This is a genomic window from Emticicia sp. GW821-FHT11C11 (assembly GCF_058808615.1).
In genome coordinates, this window is sequence record NZ_JBXARV010000001.1 from 758,623 (window position 1) to 776,661 (window position 18,039).

19 protein-coding genes are annotated in these 18,039 nt (G+C 39.2%); 14 read left to right on the top strand and 5 right to left on the bottom strand.

Annotated features, from left to right (window positions below):
* The first annotated feature begins 203 nt into the window (after window positions 1-203).
* The 10 genes from secY to AC1RRY_RS03220 all read left to right on the top strand — a co-directional run bounded on the left by secY (window position 204) and on the right by AC1RRY_RS03220 (window position 7,547).
* Complete coding sequence (secY, locus tag AC1RRY_RS03175; RefSeq protein ID WP_492818066.1) at window positions 204-1,538, top strand: preprotein translocase subunit SecY; 1,335 nt, start codon at window positions 204-206, stop codon at window positions 1,536-1,538.
* Between the two features lie 15 nt (window positions 1,539-1,553).
* Entirely contained in the window at window positions 1,554-2,375 is an 822-nt protein-coding gene (map, locus tag AC1RRY_RS03180) for a type I methionyl aminopeptidase (RefSeq protein WP_492818065.1), read from the top strand.
* Between the two features lie 50 nt (window positions 2,376-2,425).
* Window positions 2,426-2,644: a translation initiation factor IF-1 gene (gene infA, locus AC1RRY_RS03185; protein WP_101727430.1), complete on the top strand. Its 219-nt coding sequence runs from the start codon at window positions 2,426-2,428 to the stop codon at window positions 2,642-2,644.
* A gap of 137 nt (window positions 2,645-2,781) precedes the next feature.
* The gene (rpmJ, locus tag AC1RRY_RS03190; RefSeq protein WP_015027349.1) at window positions 2,782-2,898 is read left to right on the top strand and encodes a 50S ribosomal protein L36; all 117 of its coding nucleotides are present in this window, start codon (window positions 2,782-2,784) and stop codon (window positions 2,896-2,898) included.
* Window positions 2,899-2,904: 6 nt separating this feature from the next.
* The gene (gene rpsM / locus AC1RRY_RS03195) at window positions 2,905-3,279 is read left to right on the top strand and encodes a 30S ribosomal protein S13 (protein ID WP_492818064.1); all 375 of its coding nucleotides are present in this window, start codon (window positions 2,905-2,907) and stop codon (window positions 3,277-3,279) included.
* A 125-nt stretch (window positions 3,280-3,404) separates the two neighbouring features.
* Entirely contained in the window at window positions 3,405-3,800 is a 396-nt protein-coding gene (rpsK, locus tag AC1RRY_RS03200; RefSeq protein ID WP_492818063.1) for a 30S ribosomal protein S11, read from the top strand.
* A 226-nt stretch (window positions 3,801-4,026) separates the two neighbouring features.
* Window positions 4,027-4,632, top strand: coding sequence for a 30S ribosomal protein S4 (gene rpsD, locus AC1RRY_RS03205; protein WP_492818062.1), 606 nt, complete (start codon window positions 4,027-4,029; stop codon window positions 4,630-4,632).
* A 118-nt stretch (window positions 4,633-4,750) separates the two neighbouring features.
* A complete protein-coding gene (locus tag AC1RRY_RS03210; RefSeq protein ID WP_492818061.1) occupies window positions 4,751-5,740 on the top strand; it encodes a DNA-directed RNA polymerase subunit alpha in 990 nt (329 codons plus the stop codon).
* A gap of 159 nt (window positions 5,741-5,899) precedes the next feature.
* Complete coding sequence (rplQ, locus tag AC1RRY_RS03215) at window positions 5,900-6,505, top strand: 50S ribosomal protein L17 (RefSeq protein ID WP_492818060.1); 606 nt, start codon at window positions 5,900-5,902, stop codon at window positions 6,503-6,505.
* Between the two features lie 178 nt (window positions 6,506-6,683).
* Window positions 6,684-7,547 carry a glycosyltransferase family 2 protein gene (locus AC1RRY_RS03220; protein ID WP_492818059.1) on the top strand — a complete coding sequence of 288 codons (864 nt, stop codon included), beginning with the start codon at window positions 6,684-6,686 and terminating at the stop codon, window positions 7,545-7,547.
* A 6-nt stretch (window positions 7,548-7,553) separates the two neighbouring features.
* Here the strand turns inward: AC1RRY_RS03220 and AC1RRY_RS03225 are convergent, their stop codons facing one another.
* Window positions 7,554-8,792 carry a hypothetical protein gene (locus AC1RRY_RS03225; RefSeq protein ID WP_492818058.1) on the bottom strand — a complete coding sequence of 413 codons (1,239 nt, stop codon included), beginning with the start codon at window positions 8,790-8,792 and terminating at the stop codon, window positions 7,554-7,556.
* Window positions 8,793-9,058: 266 nt separating this feature from the next.
* Between AC1RRY_RS03225 and AC1RRY_RS03230 the strand changes: the two genes are divergently transcribed.
* From AC1RRY_RS03230 to AC1RRY_RS03245, 4 genes are all read left to right on the top strand, one after another.
* On the top strand, window positions 9,059-9,700 hold the full coding sequence (locus AC1RRY_RS03230; RefSeq protein ID WP_492818057.1) for an Ig-like domain-containing protein: 642 nt from the start codon (window positions 9,059-9,061) through the stop codon (window positions 9,698-9,700).
* A 130-nt stretch (window positions 9,701-9,830) separates the two neighbouring features.
* Entirely contained in the window at window positions 9,831-10,379 is a 549-nt protein-coding gene (locus AC1RRY_RS03235; protein WP_492818056.1) for an RNA polymerase sigma factor, read from the top strand.
* 9 nt (window positions 10,380-10,388) lie between these two features.
* A complete protein-coding gene (locus AC1RRY_RS03240) occupies window positions 10,389-11,645 on the top strand; it encodes a porin family protein (RefSeq protein ID WP_492818055.1) in 1,257 nt (418 codons plus the stop codon).
* A gap of 232 nt (window positions 11,646-11,877) precedes the next feature.
* A complete protein-coding gene (locus AC1RRY_RS03245; protein ID WP_492818054.1) occupies window positions 11,878-12,822 on the top strand; it encodes a 3-keto-disaccharide hydrolase in 945 nt (314 codons plus the stop codon).
* A gap of 48 nt (window positions 12,823-12,870) precedes the next feature.
* Here the strand turns inward: AC1RRY_RS03245 and AC1RRY_RS03250 are convergent, their stop codons facing one another.
* The 4 genes from AC1RRY_RS03250 to AC1RRY_RS03265 form a co-directional block, all read right to left on the bottom strand.
* Window positions 12,871-13,923: a serine hydrolase domain-containing protein gene (locus tag AC1RRY_RS03250; protein WP_492818053.1), complete on the bottom strand. Its 1,053-nt coding sequence runs from the start codon at window positions 13,921-13,923 to the stop codon at window positions 12,871-12,873.
* Window positions 13,924-14,211: 288 nt separating this feature from the next.
* Window positions 14,212-16,782 (bottom strand): TonB-dependent receptor, encoded by a 2,571-nt coding sequence (locus AC1RRY_RS03255; protein ID WP_492818052.1) that lies wholly within the window; start codon window positions 16,780-16,782, stop codon window positions 14,212-14,214.
* 435 nt (window positions 16,783-17,217) lie between these two features.
* Window positions 17,218-17,433, bottom strand: coding sequence for a helix-turn-helix domain-containing protein (locus AC1RRY_RS03260; protein ID WP_492818051.1), 216 nt, complete (start codon window positions 17,431-17,433; stop codon window positions 17,218-17,220).
* A gap of 30 nt (window positions 17,434-17,463) precedes the next feature.
* The gene (locus AC1RRY_RS03265) at window positions 17,464-18,021 is read right to left on the bottom strand and encodes a DUF2975 domain-containing protein (protein WP_492818050.1); all 558 of its coding nucleotides are present in this window, start codon (window positions 18,019-18,021) and stop codon (window positions 17,464-17,466) included.
* Window positions 18,022-18,039: the final 18 nt, after the last annotated feature.

The following is an 18,039-nucleotide window of genomic DNA, read 5'->3' on the forward strand; positions in this document are numbered from 1 at the left end:
GTGATTTAGCAGCAAAACCGGAAAAAGTCACAGAAATCCTTAAGTAAACAGTTCGGAATTTGCAGTAGATGACCGGCTACTTGAGCAGAACAAGCGGAAACAGCGAGTGATGATAAGTGGAATGAGTTAAGAGAATTGCAGGATGAACTTTAGACGGACGCAGCGGAGCATTTTCAACCTAAAGCCTAGTTTTTCCTAAAAAAATGAACAAATTTATAACAACACTCAAAAACATTTGGTCAATAGAGGAATTGAGGAAACGTATTCTTCAAACTCTTTTGATAATAGTTATTTTTCGTGTCGGATCCCACGTAGTTTTACCGGGTGTTGATGTAGCTAAATTAAAAGATTTAACAGCCGACAACGGTTTGTTGGGTCTTTTAAATACATTAGTCGGTGGTGCTTTTAAGAATGCTTCAATTATGGCGTTAGGTATTATGCCATACATTTCAGCTTCAATTGCTATCCAGCTATTGACATTGGCTTTACCGTATTTCAGCAAATTGCAGAAAGAAGGTGAGTCGGGCAGAAGAAAATTGAATCAGATTACCCGTTGGTTAACCATAGCAGTAGCAGCGGCACAAGGGTTTACTTATGTGCAGACTACTATTCCAACAGATGCAATCATGGTAAGCCAGGGTCTTTTCTACTTGAGTTCAGTATTGTTGATTATAGCCGGAACCATCATGTGTATGTGGTTAGGCGAAAGAATGACTGAGAAAGGTATTGGAAACGGGATATCAATGATGATTATGATTGGTATCGTTTCAAGGCTCCCTGGTGCAATTCTGGGAGAAGCCAAATCGAGAGCGGGTAGTGGTGAGGTTCTGTTCTTTGTCATAGAGATTGTAGCTTTGTTCATGGTTGTTTTGTTTGCTGTAGCCATTACTCAGGCTACACGCAGAATTCCGGTTCAATACGCGAAACAAATAGTTGGTAACAAAGTAGTAACAGGACAACGTCAGTATTTGCCTTTAAAATTGAATATTGCCGGTGTAATGCCTATCATTTTCGGACAAGCATTAATGTTTATTCCGGGTTTGATTTTGAATTACCTTGCTGAAAGTACCAAAAATGATACTTTCCAGAACTGGGCGATTATCATGAACAGCCCAACGTCATGGCAGTATTGTTTGATATACGCTATTCTTATTATTGGTTTTACTTTCTTTTACACAGCTATTTCGATTAATCCTAATCAGATTGCAGACGATATGAGACGTGGTGGTGGTTTTATTCCGGGTATTAAGCCTGGTCAACCCACTTCTGATTACATAGCCAATGTGTTAGATAGAATTACCTTACCGGGTGGTGTATTACTGGCGGTGATCGCTATTCTGCCAGCTCTAGCAGGCCTGTTAGGAATGACGCAGAATTTTGCTTCATTCTTCGGTGGAACTTCACTGTTGATTCTGGTTGGTGTTGTGTTAGATACATTGCAACAAATAGAGAGCTATCTGTTAATGAAGCGTTATGAAGGCTTGATGCAGTCAGGACGTATTCAGGGTCGTCAGGCGGTTTCGACGGTCTCTATCTGATAGAAGATAAATGCCATGAGTAAACAGGATAGAATTATATATTTGAAATCGGAAGAAGAGTTAGAGATTATCCGAAACAATGGTCAGATATTAGGTAAAGCCCATGCTGAAGTAGCGAAAGCAGTAGCACCGGGCGTAACCACCAAAGAATTAGATAAGATTGCTTACGAATACATTAAAGATCATAAAGGGCATCCATCTTTTTTAGGTTATGATGTCAGTGGTCTTAAATATCCAGCCTCACTTTGTATTTCTGTAAATGATGTGGTTGTGCATGGCATACCAAGTAACAGAACGCTGAAAGAAGGAGATATAGTTTCGATTGACTGTGGTGTTTATAAGGATGGCTATCATGCCGATAGCGCTTATACTTATCCGGTTGGAAGTATATCGAAAGAAGTGGCCGATTTGCTGAAACATACGTATGAGTCATTATACAAAGGTATTGAGCAAGCCAGAACAGGTAATAGAATCGGTGATATTAGTGCTGCAGTACAGGATTACACTGAAAAACTTGGATACGGAGTAGTACGCGAATTAGTAGGGCATGGTGTTGGTAAGTTTTTACATGAAGCACCGGAAGTACCTAACTTTGGCAAACGTGGTAACGGTCCGAAATTACAAGAGGGTATGGTACTGGCTATTGAACCAATGATTAACCTCGGTAGGAGATCGGTAGTGCAGGAAAACGACGGTTGGACGATCAGAACTGAAGACCGGAAGCAATCAGCACATTTTGAGCATACAATTGTTGTAAGAAAGGGCGCCGGAGAGATACTGACCACTTTTGAATACATTGAAGAAGTACTGGCCAAGCATAAAACACAAGTGGCGTAGATGAAATAGCGTTTAAGGAAAACCTTGGTTTTCGGCGCAATTTAAAAAATATGGCAAAACAAGCAAATATCGAAGTAGACGGCATCATTACTGAAGCACTTTCAAACGCCATGTTTCGTGTGCGTCTGGAAAACAAGCACGAACTGGTCGCCCATATTTCTGGTAAAATGAGAATGAATTACATTCGTATATTGCCAGGAGACAAGGTTAGATTGGAGATGTCGCCTTATGATTTAACAAAAGCAAGAATTACGTACCGTTATAAATAATCTCTGAAGCCGTGAAGGTGAAGGAATAGCAGTTAACGGGATGATTTATTAATAGAAACTTCATGTTTAATTTCAACCCCAAAACATGAAAACTTTCGTACAAATTTCCCTTTAAGGGTCGGGGTAAAAAACAGAATATGAAAGTTAAAGCGTCAGTAAAGAAGCGTAGTGCTGAATGTAAAGTTATCCGTCGTAAGGGTAAAATTTACGTTATTAACAAAAAAAATCCGAAGTTTAAACAAAGACAAGGTTAATTATCTATGAGGATTGCAGGTGTTGACATCCCAGACAAGAAAAGAGGCGAAATCGCCCTTACTTACATCTACGGTATTGGTCGTAGTTCATCACAAAAGATTTTAGAAAAAGCTAATGTTAGCTTCGATAAAAAAGCAGGTGAGTGGAACGACGCAGAAGCTAATGCCATTCGTGGTATCATCAGTGAAGAAGTAACTGTTGAAGGACAGTTGCGTTCTGAAGTGCAGCTGGCCATTAAACGTTTGATGGACATTGGTTGCTACCGTGGTGTGCGCCATCGTAAAGGTTTACCATTACGCGGACAACGTACCAAGAACAACTCACGTACCCGTAAAGGTAAACGTAAGACTGTAGCAAACAAGAAGAAAGCTACCAAGTAAGCCCGTCTAGGGACTCCCCGGGTATCCTGAACAGATACGAAGTAGGATTTTACTAGTAACGGGGGTAAAATCGAACAGAATACAGGTATTTCTGTATTGCCTATCATTTAACACTGTTTGTCACAATGGCACAAGCTAAAAGAAAAGATAAAGCTAAAAAAAGAGTAGTGATAGTAGAGCCGGTGGGTCAAGTACACATTAGGGCTTCATTTAATAATATTATTATCTCAATTACCAACAGTCAGGGTCAGGTTATTTCCTGGGGTTCTGCCGGTAAAATGGGATTCAGGGGTTCTAAGAAAAATACTCCTTATGCTGCCCAGATGGCTGCACAAAGTTGTGCGCAAGTGGCGTATGATGCAGGTATGCGTAAAGCAGAAGTATTTGTAAAAGGCCCTGGTTCTGGTCGTGAGTCAGCTATTCGTACGGTACAGAGTTCAGGTATTGAAGTTACTTCAATTACTGATGTTACTCCTCTGCCACACAATGGTTGTCGCCCTCCAAAACGTAGAAGAGTTTAATAGTAGGCAGAAGAGTGAAATAGTTTAGATTTATGCCTTAGAATTTATTAATTCAGGCAGCAGAATTTAAATATTTCGTTCTTCTGTTTCTTAATTTTTAATAATCAATTGCAAAAGCCTGCCCGGCAGACACCTGAAGTAAAATATAGCAATGAATTAACTATATGGATTGATAGTTTGGACATTGGGGCTAATCAATCTTTACTTCTCTTAACACAAACAAATAATGGCAAGATACACAGGTCCGAAAGTTAGAATTTCAAGAAAGTTTGGCGAACCAGTAATGGGCCCAAGCAAAGCGTTAAGCAAAAAGAATTATGCTCCTGGCCAACATGGCAAAGGACGTAAAGGTAAAAAATCAGAATATGGCCAACAGCTAATCGAAAAGCAAAAGGTAAAATATACTTATGGTATATTAGAGCGTCAGTTTGCTCGTTTCTTCCATTTAGCCTCTGTTAGACAAGGACGTACTGGCGAGAACCTCCTTAAACTTTGTGAAGGACGTCTTGATAACACCGTATATCGTTTAGGTATTGCTCCAACACGCCGTGCTGCCCGTCAGTTGGTGACACACCGTCATATCACAGTTGATGGCGAAGTGTTAAACATTCCGTCGTTGATTTTGAAACCAGGCCAATTGGTAGGTGTACGTGAAAAATCGAAAGCACTTGAAACAATCACTGAAAGTTTGAATGCTCGTAATGCTAAACGTTATAACTGGTTAGAATGGGATGGTACTGAGCTGGTAGGTAAATTTATTAACTATCCGGAGCGTGACCAGATCCCTGAAAACTTCAACGAACAGGCCATCGTCGAGTTGTATAACAAATAATATTTGAATATTAGTTGTGCCATTGCCGACAAAATCGGCGGTGGCACAGCTACGTTTTTTTATGGTGGGCATAGCTAACCACCCTTTTCGTTAACGAAAACAAACACACTGCATACGTATGTCAATATTAGCATTTCAAATGCCTGACAAGGTCGTCATGGAAAAAGCAGACGACTTCCATGGCTTTTTCGAGTTTAAACCACTTGAAAGAGGGTATGGTGTGACCATCGGGAACGCCCTACGTCGTATTTTGCTATCTTCATTGGAAGGTTATGCAATCACGGCCGTGAGGTTCCCCGGGGTACTACACGAATTTTCGAGCATAGAAGGGGTTGTAGATGATGTGACGGAAATCATCTTAAACCTTAAAATGGTTCGTTTCAAAAAAGTCTCAGATTATGTAGACAATAAATTTACCGTCAGAGTAAAAAATCAAAGTGTGTTAACTGCTGGCGACCTCGGCAAATTCACTCAGAGTTTTCAGATTTTAAATCCTGATCTGGTGATTGCCCGTTTGGACGACCAAAAAGAAATAGAAGTTGAAATTGTTGTAGATAAAGGTCGTGGTTATGTTTCTGCCGAAGAGCATAAACAAAACGATTTACCTATCGGTTTTATCTCGGTTGATTCAATCTATACTCCGATCAAAAACGTGAAGTATAGCATTGAAAATACCCGTGTGGAACAACGGACCGACTACGAAAAACTTTTGTTGGAAATTAAAACTGATGGTTCAATTCACCCTGAAAGAGCATTGCAGGAAGCTGCACATATTCTGATTCAGCACTTCTTGAAGTTCACTGACGAGAACATGGTGTTTGATACTAAGAAGGATGACGAAGACAATATTGTAGACGAAGAATTCTTACACATGCGTAAGCTGTTGAAAACTTCTCTTCAAGACCTTGACTTGTCAGTTCGTGCCTACAACTGTTTGAAATCGGCAGATATTCGTACTTTGGGCGATCTTGCAAGACTTGAAGTAGCTGACATGATGAAGTTCCGTAACTTCGGTAAGAAGTCGTTGACTGAGTTGGAACAATTAGTTGCCGACAAAGGTCTTCACTTCGGAATGGACGTAACTAAATACAAGTTAGACGAAGATTGATACTGATTTTTTCCCCTCCTGATAGTTTTAAAACGGGAGGGGAATTTTTTGTATATAATCGAAACCGCAGTATTCGAATAAAACAATTATCAATCGTAATAGGTGGAATAGCCAAGACTGCGTAGGTTATTTTGACCGTTACTTACGAAAATTATTACAATGAGACACGGTAACAAAACCAATCATTTAGGTAGAACCCATTCACACAGAGATGCGTTATTGAAAAACCTTGCCATTTCTTTAATTCAGCACAAACGTATTGAAACAACTTTGGCAAAAGCTAAAGAATTGCGTAAGTATGTTGAGCCTATTATTACAAAGGCAAAAAATGATACAACACACTCACGTCGTATGGTATTCTCTTATTTGCAAGATAAAGAGTCTATCAAAACTCTTTTTGGTGAGATTGCAGAGAAAGTAGCTAACCGTAATGGTGGATACACTCGTATCATTAAATTAGGTACTCGTTTCGGTGATAACGCCGAAGTAGCTCTGATTGAGTTGGTTGATTACAACGAAGCACTATTGACAGCCGTAGAAGAGAAATCTGCGAAAACTCGTCGTAGTCGTCGTGGTGGTAAAAAATCTACTGATGCGGTTGCTGAAGCAGCTCCTGTAGCAACTACAGATGAGTCATCAGCAGAGGTGGTTGAAGAAACCCCAGTAGCAGTAGTTGAAGCAGAACCAGCAACAGAAGTGGCTGACGCTGCACCAGCACAAGAAGAAACTCCGGCTTCAGAAGAAGATAAAAAAGAAGAAGCCTAAGATTCGGATACGAATACAGAAAGCCCCTGAAAGTTTCAGGGGCTTTTTTTGTTACGGCATAATGACTTTTATGTAGTAGAGAATAAATAGTCTGGCAAACAATGTTCATTGATATTTACTAATTTTGTAACGTTTTCTAATTGTTTCAATTCGTATTCCTTCTTCGTAATCTTTGATCATGAGCGATATTTCATTTATTATTCTGACTTACAATGAATCTGTTCATTTAAGAAGACTGTTGTCGAAAATAGCCGGAATCAATGCCCCGATATTTGTAGTAGATTCAGGAAGCACCGATGATACCGTTGCTATTGCAGAAGAATACGGAGCCGTTGTAAAAACCAATGTTTTTGAAAACCATCCGAAACAATGGGATTTTGCACTGAAAAACTGCCAGGTTACCACCCCCTGGATAGTCGGCCTGGACGCAGACCAGTACCCATCAGCAGAATTGTTGAATAAATTGGATGCCTTCTCAGATGCGGTTGTTCCTCAGGATATCAATGGTATATTCTTCAACAGGCATAATTACTTTCAAGGCGAAAGACTAAAGTATGGCGGATACAGAAATTTCTATATGCTTAAGATGTTTCGTAAAGGAAAAGGCTGGTCTGATCTGAATGAAAACATGGACCATCGGTTTGTTGTAGATGGCAAAACGGTAATCTGGAAGAATGAAATATTAATAGAGGATAACCTGAAAGAGCATGACATCGATTTCTGGCTTACTAAACAGATTCGCTATAGCAATCTGACTGCTCAGGAAGAGTTTCAACGCAAAAAAGGCCTGAGAGGACAAACGCTGGATCCTAACTTATTCGGAAACCCTGATGAGAGAACTGCGTTTCTGAAAAAAATATGGTGGAATCTGCCGCTCTATATCAGACCAATGATCTATTTTTTCTATCGGTTTGTAATCAGATTAGGTTTTTTAGAAACAACCTCGGGTAGAACATTCCATTTTCTGCAAGGATTTTGGTTCAGATTTTTGGTGGATGCAAAAATCAGAGAGCTTGAAAAGAACGAGAAACTTAAATCCTGATGCGAGTTATTCCGGAAGCGAGACTTTGATGTTCCCCTTCGAAATCTGACTGAAAAGATAGAAAAAGTATATACAAAGCCCGAGATACACTATTTGCATAATATATTCTACCACATGCAATACTGATAGGCTCCCGAAAGAATCATAGTATTTGCCACCCAGATAATACCATAAGGAAGGCTGAACAGCACCGATGATATTTAGAAGTATCATTGATACCCATTGTCTGGTTGTGAAAGACTCTCCAAAGAAATAAATGATGGGTAATAATATTGTAAATAAGTAATTAGGTAAAGAATTCTTATGTACAATAATGGTAATCATATTGGTGATTATAAAAGTAAATATCAACAGCCTGGACTCCCCATATGGTTTAAGATTTCTCAGGTAATAACAGGCACCTGATACGATGACAATAAGCCCTCCCCAGTTTAATAATTTACTTTTTGGCGCAATACCACCTATAAACGGACTTATAATGCTGACAAGGTTAGGAGCAAACGGTAAATCTCCTAATTCTAACGGAGCCAGGATTTTATCACCGGTCAGATAAAGCATTATAGCAATAGACGGGATTCCTATCATCAATAAACCGTACAGAATCATGATACGTAGTCTCGAAAAAATCAGTAAAATAGCGATAGGAATAATCAGCAATATTTTTGTACACAAGATTCCTAAGCCCAGTGTTATTCCGATGTAAAGAGGATTTTTATATTTTTTATAAACCCAGATAGCCAATGCTATAAATAGCCATAAGAAGATGTCTTCCTGTCCACCGAAAATGAGAAATATAAGCGGTGCCGGCAAAGTCAAATAAAGTAGGATATAAAAAACAGAGTTTTTACTACTATACAAGGCTTTAGTGATATAGATGGCCGTTAGTTCGTAAATCATCATTAAAAAAATGATTGATTTAGGCGAATCGATAACTGCCAGTACGAGAGCATTGAGATACGGAAAAAGAGGTGAATAAGGTTGCCAGAAATCTCGATAAACTATAAGCCCTGCCTGGGCTTGCTTGGCGGTGTCGTAAAAGAAAATGACGTCTGATTTTACCGAAAAATTCAGGACAAGATAAAACACAACAAATGGCAGTACTCGAAAGGCTATCCAGACACTCATAATAGCCCAATTACTTTTGTTCGAAATCAAAGGGTTAAGCTTCTCTTTCCAGAAAAGCAAAGCGATAGTAAAAAGACTTAAAAATATAGAGATAGCCACTTTGCCTAGAACTACAGACATCGATAATCAGGTTTTTGCTGTGTTAGTTTTCACAGGTGATATTAAATATTACATTTAAACAGACCCTGCGAATGATGCATGGAAACGTTAGAGTGCAAAGTTACAATTGAAATGTTAAATTTACCAGAACAAGCTGAATAGCCAGCCTGGAAATGACCAGCAGCATGGCGAATGCAAAGCTTATTATTTCAAAAATTTAAAAAATGATGAAAATCATTACAACCTTTTGATGACATAGGCAGTCAATGAAACAACTAATGAGAAAAATGCTTCGGAAAATTTGTATATTCTTTTTATCGGCTATAGCTATATCGTGCGATGTGGCACAGGATGATGCATTATCTCCAGGTGGGGCAGATGTTAATCCGGGTAATATTTTTTATGCATTGCCGGGAGGCAATACTACAATTGATCCTTCTGGATTTGAAAAACTTAGATCGGCTACGTCTATCTCAATAAGCAGACAGCCACAACATGGAGAAGCGAAGTTTATAGAAAATGGATTCATCTTTTATCGTCCGGCTGATGCACAGGTTACTTCGGATGCTTTTATAATAGAGGGTAAAACAGTGAGTGGCGCGAGTATAACTGAAGAGATAAAAATAGCTTTTGCCAGCAATTCTTCCGGATTACCCTGTTTTGCAGGCGCCTTGAGCGATACTGCTCAAACAGAGGCAGGAAAAGCAGTAGAAATTAATGTGTTGCTCAACGATAAAGCCTGTAGTACTATTAACCCTAATTCTTTAGCGGTTATCATTACGCCAAAGCATGGAAAAGCTGAGGTTGTTAATCAGAAAATTGTTTATACCCCGGATAAAGATTACCGGGGTGACGACATCTTCTTTTACAGAGTAGATATTAATACAATGAAGAACCCGATAACTTCAGTCGATCTGAAGATAAAGTAATCGGCAGCGTGCAGTGAAGGAATTAGGTATTGGGAGTTTTAGTCCGTATAGAAAAGTATTCTATATCGGGAAAGCAGAAATGAATCTGCAAAATTAGTATATAATATAGACTCGATTTTTACCGACTTCTGTGCAGTTAAAAACTGATCGTGAATTATTGGAGGGGTGCCTTAGAAAAGATTCTAAAGCACAAGCGGCTCTTTACCAACAGTATAAGGGACGCTTTTTTGGTATTTGCCGAAGGTATGCCCAAAGTAAAGAAGAAGCAGAAGATATGTTTCAGGATGCATTTGTGAAAGTGTTTCTTAACCTGAAAGAACTAAGAAGTGCCGACCAATTAAGTGCCTGGATCCGGAGGGTAGTAGTAAATGTATGTATTGATTATTACCATAAACGGATGGTTTTTGTAGATATCACGGAGGTGCCCGAAATGGCGCCATCAGACTGGCAGAGTGATTCAGTGATTTCGAAAATGAATAATCAGGAGCTTTTGAGTATGGTGAATGAATTACCCGACGGTGCCAGAATGATATTTAACCTGTTTGTGATAGATGGTTACAGCCATCAGGAAATAGCCCAGATGTTGAGTATTTCGGAAGGCACATCGAAGTCTCAATTATTTTTTGCGAAGAAACTACTTAAAAAAAAACTACAGACTATTGGAATAACAGTTGATTAGCCGATAAAAATGGAAAATTTTGAAGACAACATAGAGAATGAATACAGGAGGCGTTTCGAAGATTTCGAAGAAATGCCCGATGATTTGCTATGGAGTAATATTCAGGCGAGAATAGGGTCTGAAAAAGAACGCCCATGGCTGATAGTATGGAATACCCTGAAGCGCCCTGCAGGTATAGCCGCCGGACTACTGATTGGATTAATAGCCGGTGCCTATTTGCTGCTTAAAACGTACGATAGCAATTTGTCCGGATTATCGGGTGAAAATAATTCAGGTATCAAAAAAAATGAATTAAATACCATAACTGGTGAACAAACAGCCGGCAAGATTGATAGTAAAGGAATAGTGAATAAACCGGATGTTACCGGAAAAGAACGGCATGTAGCATTAGCACTTACAGGTGCAACAAACCGGGAAAAAACGTCGTTTCCCAAAAGAAATAGGATTGTAAATAATGTGGCTGAAGAATTGATAAGTGAACAATCAGTACCCGTTGCCATTGTTTCGGAAGTAATCGCTGATAGCAAATCGAGTGATATGCTGTTTAAGGATTTATATGTGATCAAAGGAAAAGAGGTAAATCTGCCTGCTGTTCAAAAATGCATACAGGTGCCTCAGGTATCAACTCAGGCAATAGTCTATTTACCACAAGAGAAGAAAAGAAGGGTATTTGTGGCACCTACCGAGATATTTGCAAACGTGACTTCTTCATTGAGTTATTACATGTTTTCTCCGAATAGAAGTGATCACATAGTTGTCAGTGATTTCAGTAACAGCTCCCAGCGATTGGGCTTTGCAGCGCAACTTGGGTTTGTGTATCCGATTGCACGGAAAATGGATCTTAGAACCGGACTGAGTTATTTTACCAAAAGATCGAGTATCAGTTATGGCGTGACCGACGATTCGAAAAAGAATGTAACAGTAATAGATGATAATTCGATAAAGATTGATCCGGGTAATTCTACGCAGAGCGAAAATAAAAACTGGCAATATATTGAATTACAAAGCGACGTTCTGTTTCATGTTAAACGAATGCAGGCCTTGTCTGTAGGCATGAAACTGGGAGTACAGGCATCAGCATTCAGGTCGCCGTTGGTTCAGGCAAGAGTAGGGTACAGATTTAGCAGACCTGTAAACGACCGGTGGGCGCTGTGGCTGGAACCGGCAGTGTCCATTTCATTATCCTCGCAAAATTCAGTTGAAAACCTGTTTATGTATCGTACTAATGGTTTCGGCCTGAATATGGGGGTGAGCTTATTGAAATAATTGGTGATTTAGTGATTGAGCGAATTAGTGAATATACAGTAATGGAACGCTTTAGGGAGGAATCTCTAAAGCGTTTTTTGCGTGATAGATTCAGATGAGTTTCTTAGTAAATTTATTTAATGCGCTTGATTGAATCCTTTTCTGAATTTATTGCTATTTTGCCAATAAAAACAAGCGTATTTAGTTAATCAACTTATTACCGTAAATTTTATTCAACCAAAAAACATCTGAAATGACTACTCCATTTAAAAAATGCATCAGCGTTTTTAGCATTATTCTTATTTTGGGCCATACTGTACTTGCTCAATTAGAGCCTATTAAGAGTATCGAAGGCCGTTGGGACCTAACTATTACACATGGAAGCAAAACCGCGCCGTCATGGTTAGAAGTAAACCACTCGGGTACGAAATTCCTGAACGGATCTTTTGTAGGCGAGGGGGGAAGCGCCAGACCGATTTCGCGCATCAACTTTACTGATAATAAAGTTTCGTTTTCTGTTCCACCACAATGGGATGCCATCGACAAAGATTATGTAGTAGAGGGAGTTTTAAAAAATGATAAGCTAAGCGGTACAATTACTACACCTAAAGGCGAAACTTTGAGTTGGGTTGGAGTAAGAGCGCCTAAATTAAATAGCACCAGAACACCCGTTTGGGGAGCGCCTATCAAACTTTTCAATGGTAAAAACCTGGATGGATGGGAAGCTACCGGTGCTACCAACCAATGGATTGTAGAAAATGGCGTATTGAAAAGCCCGAAATCAGGTTCTAATCTTCGTAGCGTACGTACTTTCAATGACTTTAAACTCCATGTGGAGTTCAGATACCCGAAAGAGAGTAACAGTGGTGTTTACTTGAGAGGCAGATATGAAATACAGGTGACCGATAGCGAGGGCAGAGAGCCTTCGAAAGACCAGTTGGGGGCTATTTACGGATTCGTTACTCCTTTAGAACTGCCATTGAAATCGGCGGGTGAATGGCAAAGTTTTGATATTACGTTGGTGGGTAGAGTAGTTACCATTGCTTTGAACGGAAAGACGATTATCTATAAAAGCGAGATACCAGGTATAACAGGTGGAGCTTTAGATAGCAATGAAGGTGAACCCGGCCCTATTTTCTTTCAGGGAGACCATGGCCCGATTGAGTATCGGAATATTGTGATTACTCCTGCGAAGTAAATGTATATAGTCCTGAAACAGCAACCTGTTTCAGGACTAACAGTCTTATTACCTACCGGTTTCTTTTTTAACTGCAGGGATAATATATTTCAGAAGCATTTCAAAAGGAAGCTTTCCTCTCCAGTTGCCGTAGTTACTGCCTGTAAATACCGCCGTTAGCTTATACTCCGGAATAAACATCATGTATTGCCCTCCGTTTCCGGATGAAAACAGGATTTCTGTGTTGATGTCTTTGTATTTCAGATTTTCCCGGTACCAGAAGAAACCATAACGTGAACTCTCATATCTGGCATTGGGGATTCTGGAGTATCGGGTAAATGAGAAGTCAGTTACTATGTGGCAGTCAGTGGATTTTTTTATCCAGTCCTTGCTTATAATTTGTTTGCCTTTCCAATTGCCTTCATTCTTAACCATATCAATGATTTTGAGCATATCTGCAGGCAGCATATAAAATGAACCGGCTGTCATGCCCTGGCCTTTTGGCGAGACAGTCCATTTGTAATCGGTGATTCCCAGAGGCAGAAAAAGGTTTTGTTTGGCAAATTCCATAACGCTCATTTTGCTGGCCCTTGCTATGATTTCTCCCATAATCATGGGTTCGTTAGAATTATAAGACCAGTTTAACCCCGGTTCCCTGATTAAGTCAACCCCCAGACAAAAGGCTACCCAGTCTTGTGTTTTAACCATTTCTACTTCGCATTCGGGGCCAATATCGTAATACTCTTCGTAATTTAATCCTGACCGCATTTCCAATAAATTCCTGACGGTGATTTTTCGTTTGCCTTCATGTTTAAGTTCCGGAAAAAAACGCCCGAGGTTGTCATCCAATGTCATTAGTTTTTTGTCGATGGCAATTCCTGCCAAAAGACTTGTGATGGATTTGAAAGACGAGCGCACATCGTGTGGCGTATCTTTTTTGAAGCCGTTAAAATATTCTTCTACAATAACCTTATCTCCCTGTTCAACTAAAATAGCATCAATTTTAGGATAAGTTTTATCAGCGACTTTGTCTTTTAATTCCTTAATGAGTGAGTTGCCTTGCTGCTGTGCTTGGCAGTTATTGAACAATAGAATAGATAGAGCGAAAAGTAGGTTTTTCATAAACTGGAGGTAGATATATGGATGGTTTATAGTGTGTTGCGATGGTTGAGTTTTTGTATCACTTATTTTCGTGTGAATATAGCCTTATTTATATAAACGTATATGTATAAAAAAATATGTAAGAGGTTTTTTATTTTTTGGCTAATTCGGTAACAAATTTGCACAAACTTGTTGCAAATGTCTTTGAGTGATTCTGAGTGGTCGCAAAACAACCATGCACTTACGCCAAAAAAACGCCCCAGAATATTTTCTGAGGCGTTTCCGCATTATATATTATCTAATCTTAATTTAATTTCCACCACCAGTACGTCTTTGTTCTGCTTCTGTAGCAGTGCTACGGTTGCGGGCATTTTTCACGTTCTGATTTCCGAATTTGTACGAGAACGAGAAACGAACAGTTCTGCTATCCCAACGGTTGTTTAAGAGCATGTTCACTCCTGCAAAGTTGGTTTTACCCGACCAGAAACTGGTTAAGAAAATGTCGTTTATGTTCAGTCTCAAAGTAGCCTTTTTGTTCCAGATGCTTTTTTGCAAACCTGCATTGACAGCATACTGAGATTTTCCCTGCATGATACCGTACACGTTAGGTGAGTTGTACCACATTGACACCTCGGCCGATAGATTCTTAGGTAATTTGATACTTTGGTTGGTATAGAAGTTATACGCCCATTGGCCTACGTTCAGGTTCTGGTCAGATACTTCTCCGGTATATTTATTATAGTATACTGATATGTTTGTCTGTGAGTTCCACCATTTTGTAATCGGAATCGGTACGCTGAAGTTAACATTTATGTTTTCAAATCTGGCGATATTCTCCTGCGTTGCAAAGGTGATTTTTTCAGGGTCAATGCCTTGTATGTTGTTATACTTTTTCAATTTCTCCAATACTTCCGGCACGTTTACTGCATTTTTAATCACCTCAGCCATGTAATCGTTTGTAATACTGTAGCCAACGCTGGTTACAAATGATTGCTTGAAGCTGTGAGTCAATTCAAACGAGTTGGTATACTGTGGCATCAGGTATTCATTTCCAAGCTGATAAGTATATGGGTCAAGGAAATAAATGAACGGATTCAGTGAGTTATATCCCGGGCGGTCGATACGACGGCTGTATGAATACGTCAACTGATTGTCTTTGTTGATGCTCTGCGTTAAAAACACACTTGGGAACAGTTTCACATAATTGCGTTCACGAGACTCGTTCAAGGTTACCGATTTGCCTTCTGAGTGTGTATGTTCCATACGCAAACCTGCCTGTAAATTGAATTTCTTGTTCAATTCTTTGTTAAAATTGGCGTAAGCCGCGTTGATGTTTTCAGTATAAATAAAGTAGTTGGTACGTCCTTTGTCTACTGCACCGTTCTGATAGAAACGGATGTCGTTATCTGATTTCACCCAGCTGCTTTTCACTCCGAATTCCAGTTTGCCTTTAATTTTTGGCAAAGGATTCACATAATCAGCTTTTACGGCAAAGATGTTGTATTTGTTCGGCGCGTTGCTGGTAATGTTAAGTGGCGTATTGTATTCGGTTTCTACCTTGTCAATATACTTATAGAATTTGGAAATCATACCTCTTTCCATTCCCTGGTTGTCATAAATTGAATAGTCTATATCGGCAGTCAATTCTTTTCCGGTCGAATCGAAAGTATGTTTCAGGTTGGCGTTAAAAGTGGTGTTGGTCCAGGTTCTCAAATTGCTTGAGGTTGTTACCAGACTTGAATCGGGAGTAGCTGCACCAATTTTTTTCATATAAGTAATGTTACGATTCGGATTTGAACTTTCCCATGAACCCACATTACCGGTTATCAGAACACCCAGTGTGGTCTTTTTAGTAGCGTAATAATCTGTACCTAATTTATAGCTGAAATTCTGGTTTAACTGATAGCGATACGCGTATTGCTCAAAGGTTTGTCCGCCAATTTCTCTCACAAAGGCATTGTTATTAAAACGCTGGTTGTCAGAAAATGTAAGATTCGTAAACGTATTGAATTTGCCCTGACGGTTGTTTAAGTTGAGGCTGGTATTGTATTTTGGCATTAAACCGGGTTTCATTTCTTCTACGGCGGTAAGTTCTTTGTTTAACCCGGTTTTTAGAAAAGGGGGCAAACTCACAGCCATACCTACTGATACGCTTCCGTTTGTACCATAGTTTTTGTTTTTCTTGGTCACAATATTGATAACGGCCTTACCTGCAGCATCGTAACGAGAAGACGGATTTGAGATAATCTCGATTTTTTCAATCTGGTCACTGTTCATGTTTTTCAACTGATTGGCCAGATCACTCTGCGACATATACGTCGGCTTGCCATCCATCATGATCAAAACACCCTGTTTCCCTTTTACGCTGATGTTATCGTTGTTATCAACCGTAACTCCCGGCGATTTTTGCAATACTTCTAAAGCTGTATTACCATTAGCCACTATACTGCCTTCTACATTTACAATCAGTTTGTCGGCTTGTTGCTCAACAAAAGGTTTTCTGGCAGACACCGTTACTTCTTTCAGATTCTGCGTATCTAGTTCTAACTGAACATTAGATAATTTCACTTCAGGGTTTTCGGCGCTGATAATGATTTTCGGAGAGAAGTATTTTTTATAACCAACCATCGAAACAGATACGATAAATTGATTTTGAGTATCGTTACTTACAAATTGCTCGAATAAGAATTTGCCTTCTACATCGCTCACACTACCTTTTACAAGGGCGGAGTCCTGTGCACGAAGTAATAGCACGCTGGCAAAGGGGAGTGCCTGTTTTTTTTCGTCAAAAAGGCTTCCGGAGATCTTTCCTTTGTTGGTTTGGGCAAAAGAAATCAAACTCGCTCCTGCGAGTAGGAGTGTTAGTAATAGCTTTTTCATTGCTTTTTTAATTGTTATTAGTAATAGCTTTGTATTGAGTGAGTATCTTTAAAGCAGACGTTACAAGTTTAGTTTCAATGTGTTTTAAAGATTCCGACCTGGTTCAAATGCTGATAATTGTAAACTGTTTATTAATTGCTTTTCATAAATTTTTTATAAAACTTCTTTTAGTATCCTGTTAGATGCAAAAGAAATGACCCGGGTTACATTCGACCTCTTAAAAAACTGCCCCTAAAGCCTGAGACAGTTTTAATCTTTAATTAACCCAAGTTAAACTAAATGTTGTTAGCTCTTTCATAATTTTCTTGTACAAATCTATAGTACTTTGTAATGCAAGGTAACTTATATTACATAAGTGGCTTTAATTTTTGATGAGTGGCAAAACCCTTGCACATGTACTCTAGATGCAGGCATTTGGGTTTCGGTTGCACTGAGTTACGATTTTTTTTCAGGAATAAATTCCAGGATATCACCCGGCTGGCAATCCAATGCTTCACAGATAGCCTCTAATGTTGAGAATCGCACAGCCTTGGCTTTACCGGTTTTCAGAATCGACAGGTTGGGCAAAGTGATGTCTACTTTTTCGGCCAGCTCAGAAAGCGGCATCTTTCTTCTGGCCAGCATCACATCCAGGTTTACAATAATGGGCATGTTTTTATCAATTTAATGGTTGAGTGGTTCTTAAACGGTTAAGTCGTTATCTTCCTGTAATTCAACGCCACGCTTGAATATCTGTGCCATTACGTACACAACTCCTGCTGAAAACAAATATTGGAAGTCTGAATTGAACAAGCCTCTGTCTATTCCGTCGATACGCTTGATAAAATGATGCGCATAACTATCGGCAGCAAAGTATAGAATGCCTAAACTAAGAATAGTATAACTCATCTTTTCAATCATTGATGCCACTTTTGTTGAGAATGGTGAATGAAGGTTTATTTCCTGCAGAATATTTCTCAGTTTTTCCCAAACCTGTATTTTCAGAATAGCAATGACTATAACTAAAGACATAAGTGCCAGATACGGAAATATATCATGATTATTTTTCAGATGGTCAAGACCTGTTCCGGTGTCGAAAGAGAACGTAATGTTTATATTGCTGAATCTCCGCAGTAAGTCAGTAACATTACTTCCGATGAAAGGAATAATAATTCTGGCGGCATGAACGATCGCTCCGATATAACCTATCAATGCAACAATTTTTATTACGGCAAGTATATTTTGTGTTCTGGTTTTCATACGAATATTTTTTATGGA

Bases quoted from the DNA above. Each gene is read 5' to 3' on its own strand.
- AC1RRY_RS03255 (WP_492818052.1), bottom strand. From the start codon at position 16,782: ATGAAAAAGCTATTACTAACACTCCTACTCGCAGGAGCGAGTTTGATT.
- rpsD (WP_492818062.1), top strand. From the start codon at position 4,027: ATGGCAAGATACACAGGTCCGAAAGTTAGAATTTCAAGAAAGTTTGGC.
- rpsM (WP_492818064.1), top strand. From the start codon at position 2,905: ATGAGGATTGCAGGTGTTGACATCCCAGACAAGAAAAGAGGCGAAATC.
- rplQ (WP_492818060.1), top strand. From the start codon at position 5,900: ATGAGACACGGTAACAAAACCAATCATTTAGGTAGAACCCATTCACAC.
- AC1RRY_RS03225 (WP_492818058.1), bottom strand. From the start codon at position 8,792: ATGTCTGTAGTTCTAGGCAAAGTGGCTATCTCTATATTTTTAAGTCTT.
- AC1RRY_RS03210 (WP_492818061.1), top strand. From the start codon at position 4,751: ATGTCAATATTAGCATTTCAAATGCCTGACAAGGTCGTCATGGAAAAA.
- AC1RRY_RS03230 (WP_492818057.1), top strand. From the start codon at position 9,059: ATGCTTCGGAAAATTTGTATATTCTTTTTATCGGCTATAGCTATATCG.
- AC1RRY_RS03260 (WP_492818051.1), bottom strand. From the start codon at position 17,433: ATGCCCATTATTGTAAACCTGGATGTGATGCTGGCCAGAAGAAAGATG.
- AC1RRY_RS03265 (WP_492818050.1), bottom strand. From the start codon at position 18,021: ATGAAAACCAGAACACAAAATATACTTGCCGTAATAAAAATTGTTGCA.
- rpmJ (WP_015027349.1), top strand. From the start codon at position 2,782: ATGAAAGTTAAAGCGTCAGTAAAGAAGCGTAGTGCTGAATGTAAAGTT.
- infA (WP_101727430.1), top strand. From the start codon at position 2,426: ATGGCAAAACAAGCAAATATCGAAGTAGACGGCATCATTACTGAAGCA.
- AC1RRY_RS03240 (WP_492818055.1), top strand. From the start codon at position 10,389: ATGGAAAATTTTGAAGACAACATAGAGAATGAATACAGGAGGCGTTTC.
- secY (WP_492818066.1), top strand. From the start codon at position 204: ATGAACAAATTTATAACAACACTCAAAAACATTTGGTCAATAGAGGAA.
- AC1RRY_RS03220 (WP_492818059.1), top strand. From the start codon at position 6,684: ATGAGCGATATTTCATTTATTATTCTGACTTACAATGAATCTGTTCAT.
- map (WP_492818065.1), top strand. From the start codon at position 1,554: ATGAGTAAACAGGATAGAATTATATATTTGAAATCGGAAGAAGAGTTA.
- AC1RRY_RS03245 (WP_492818054.1), top strand. From the start codon at position 11,878: ATGACTACTCCATTTAAAAAATGCATCAGCGTTTTTAGCATTATTCTT.
- rpsK (WP_492818063.1), top strand. From the start codon at position 3,405: ATGGCACAAGCTAAAAGAAAAGATAAAGCTAAAAAAAGAGTAGTGATA.
- AC1RRY_RS03250 (WP_492818053.1), bottom strand. From the start codon at position 13,923: ATGAAAAACCTACTTTTCGCTCTATCTATTCTATTGTTCAATAACTGC.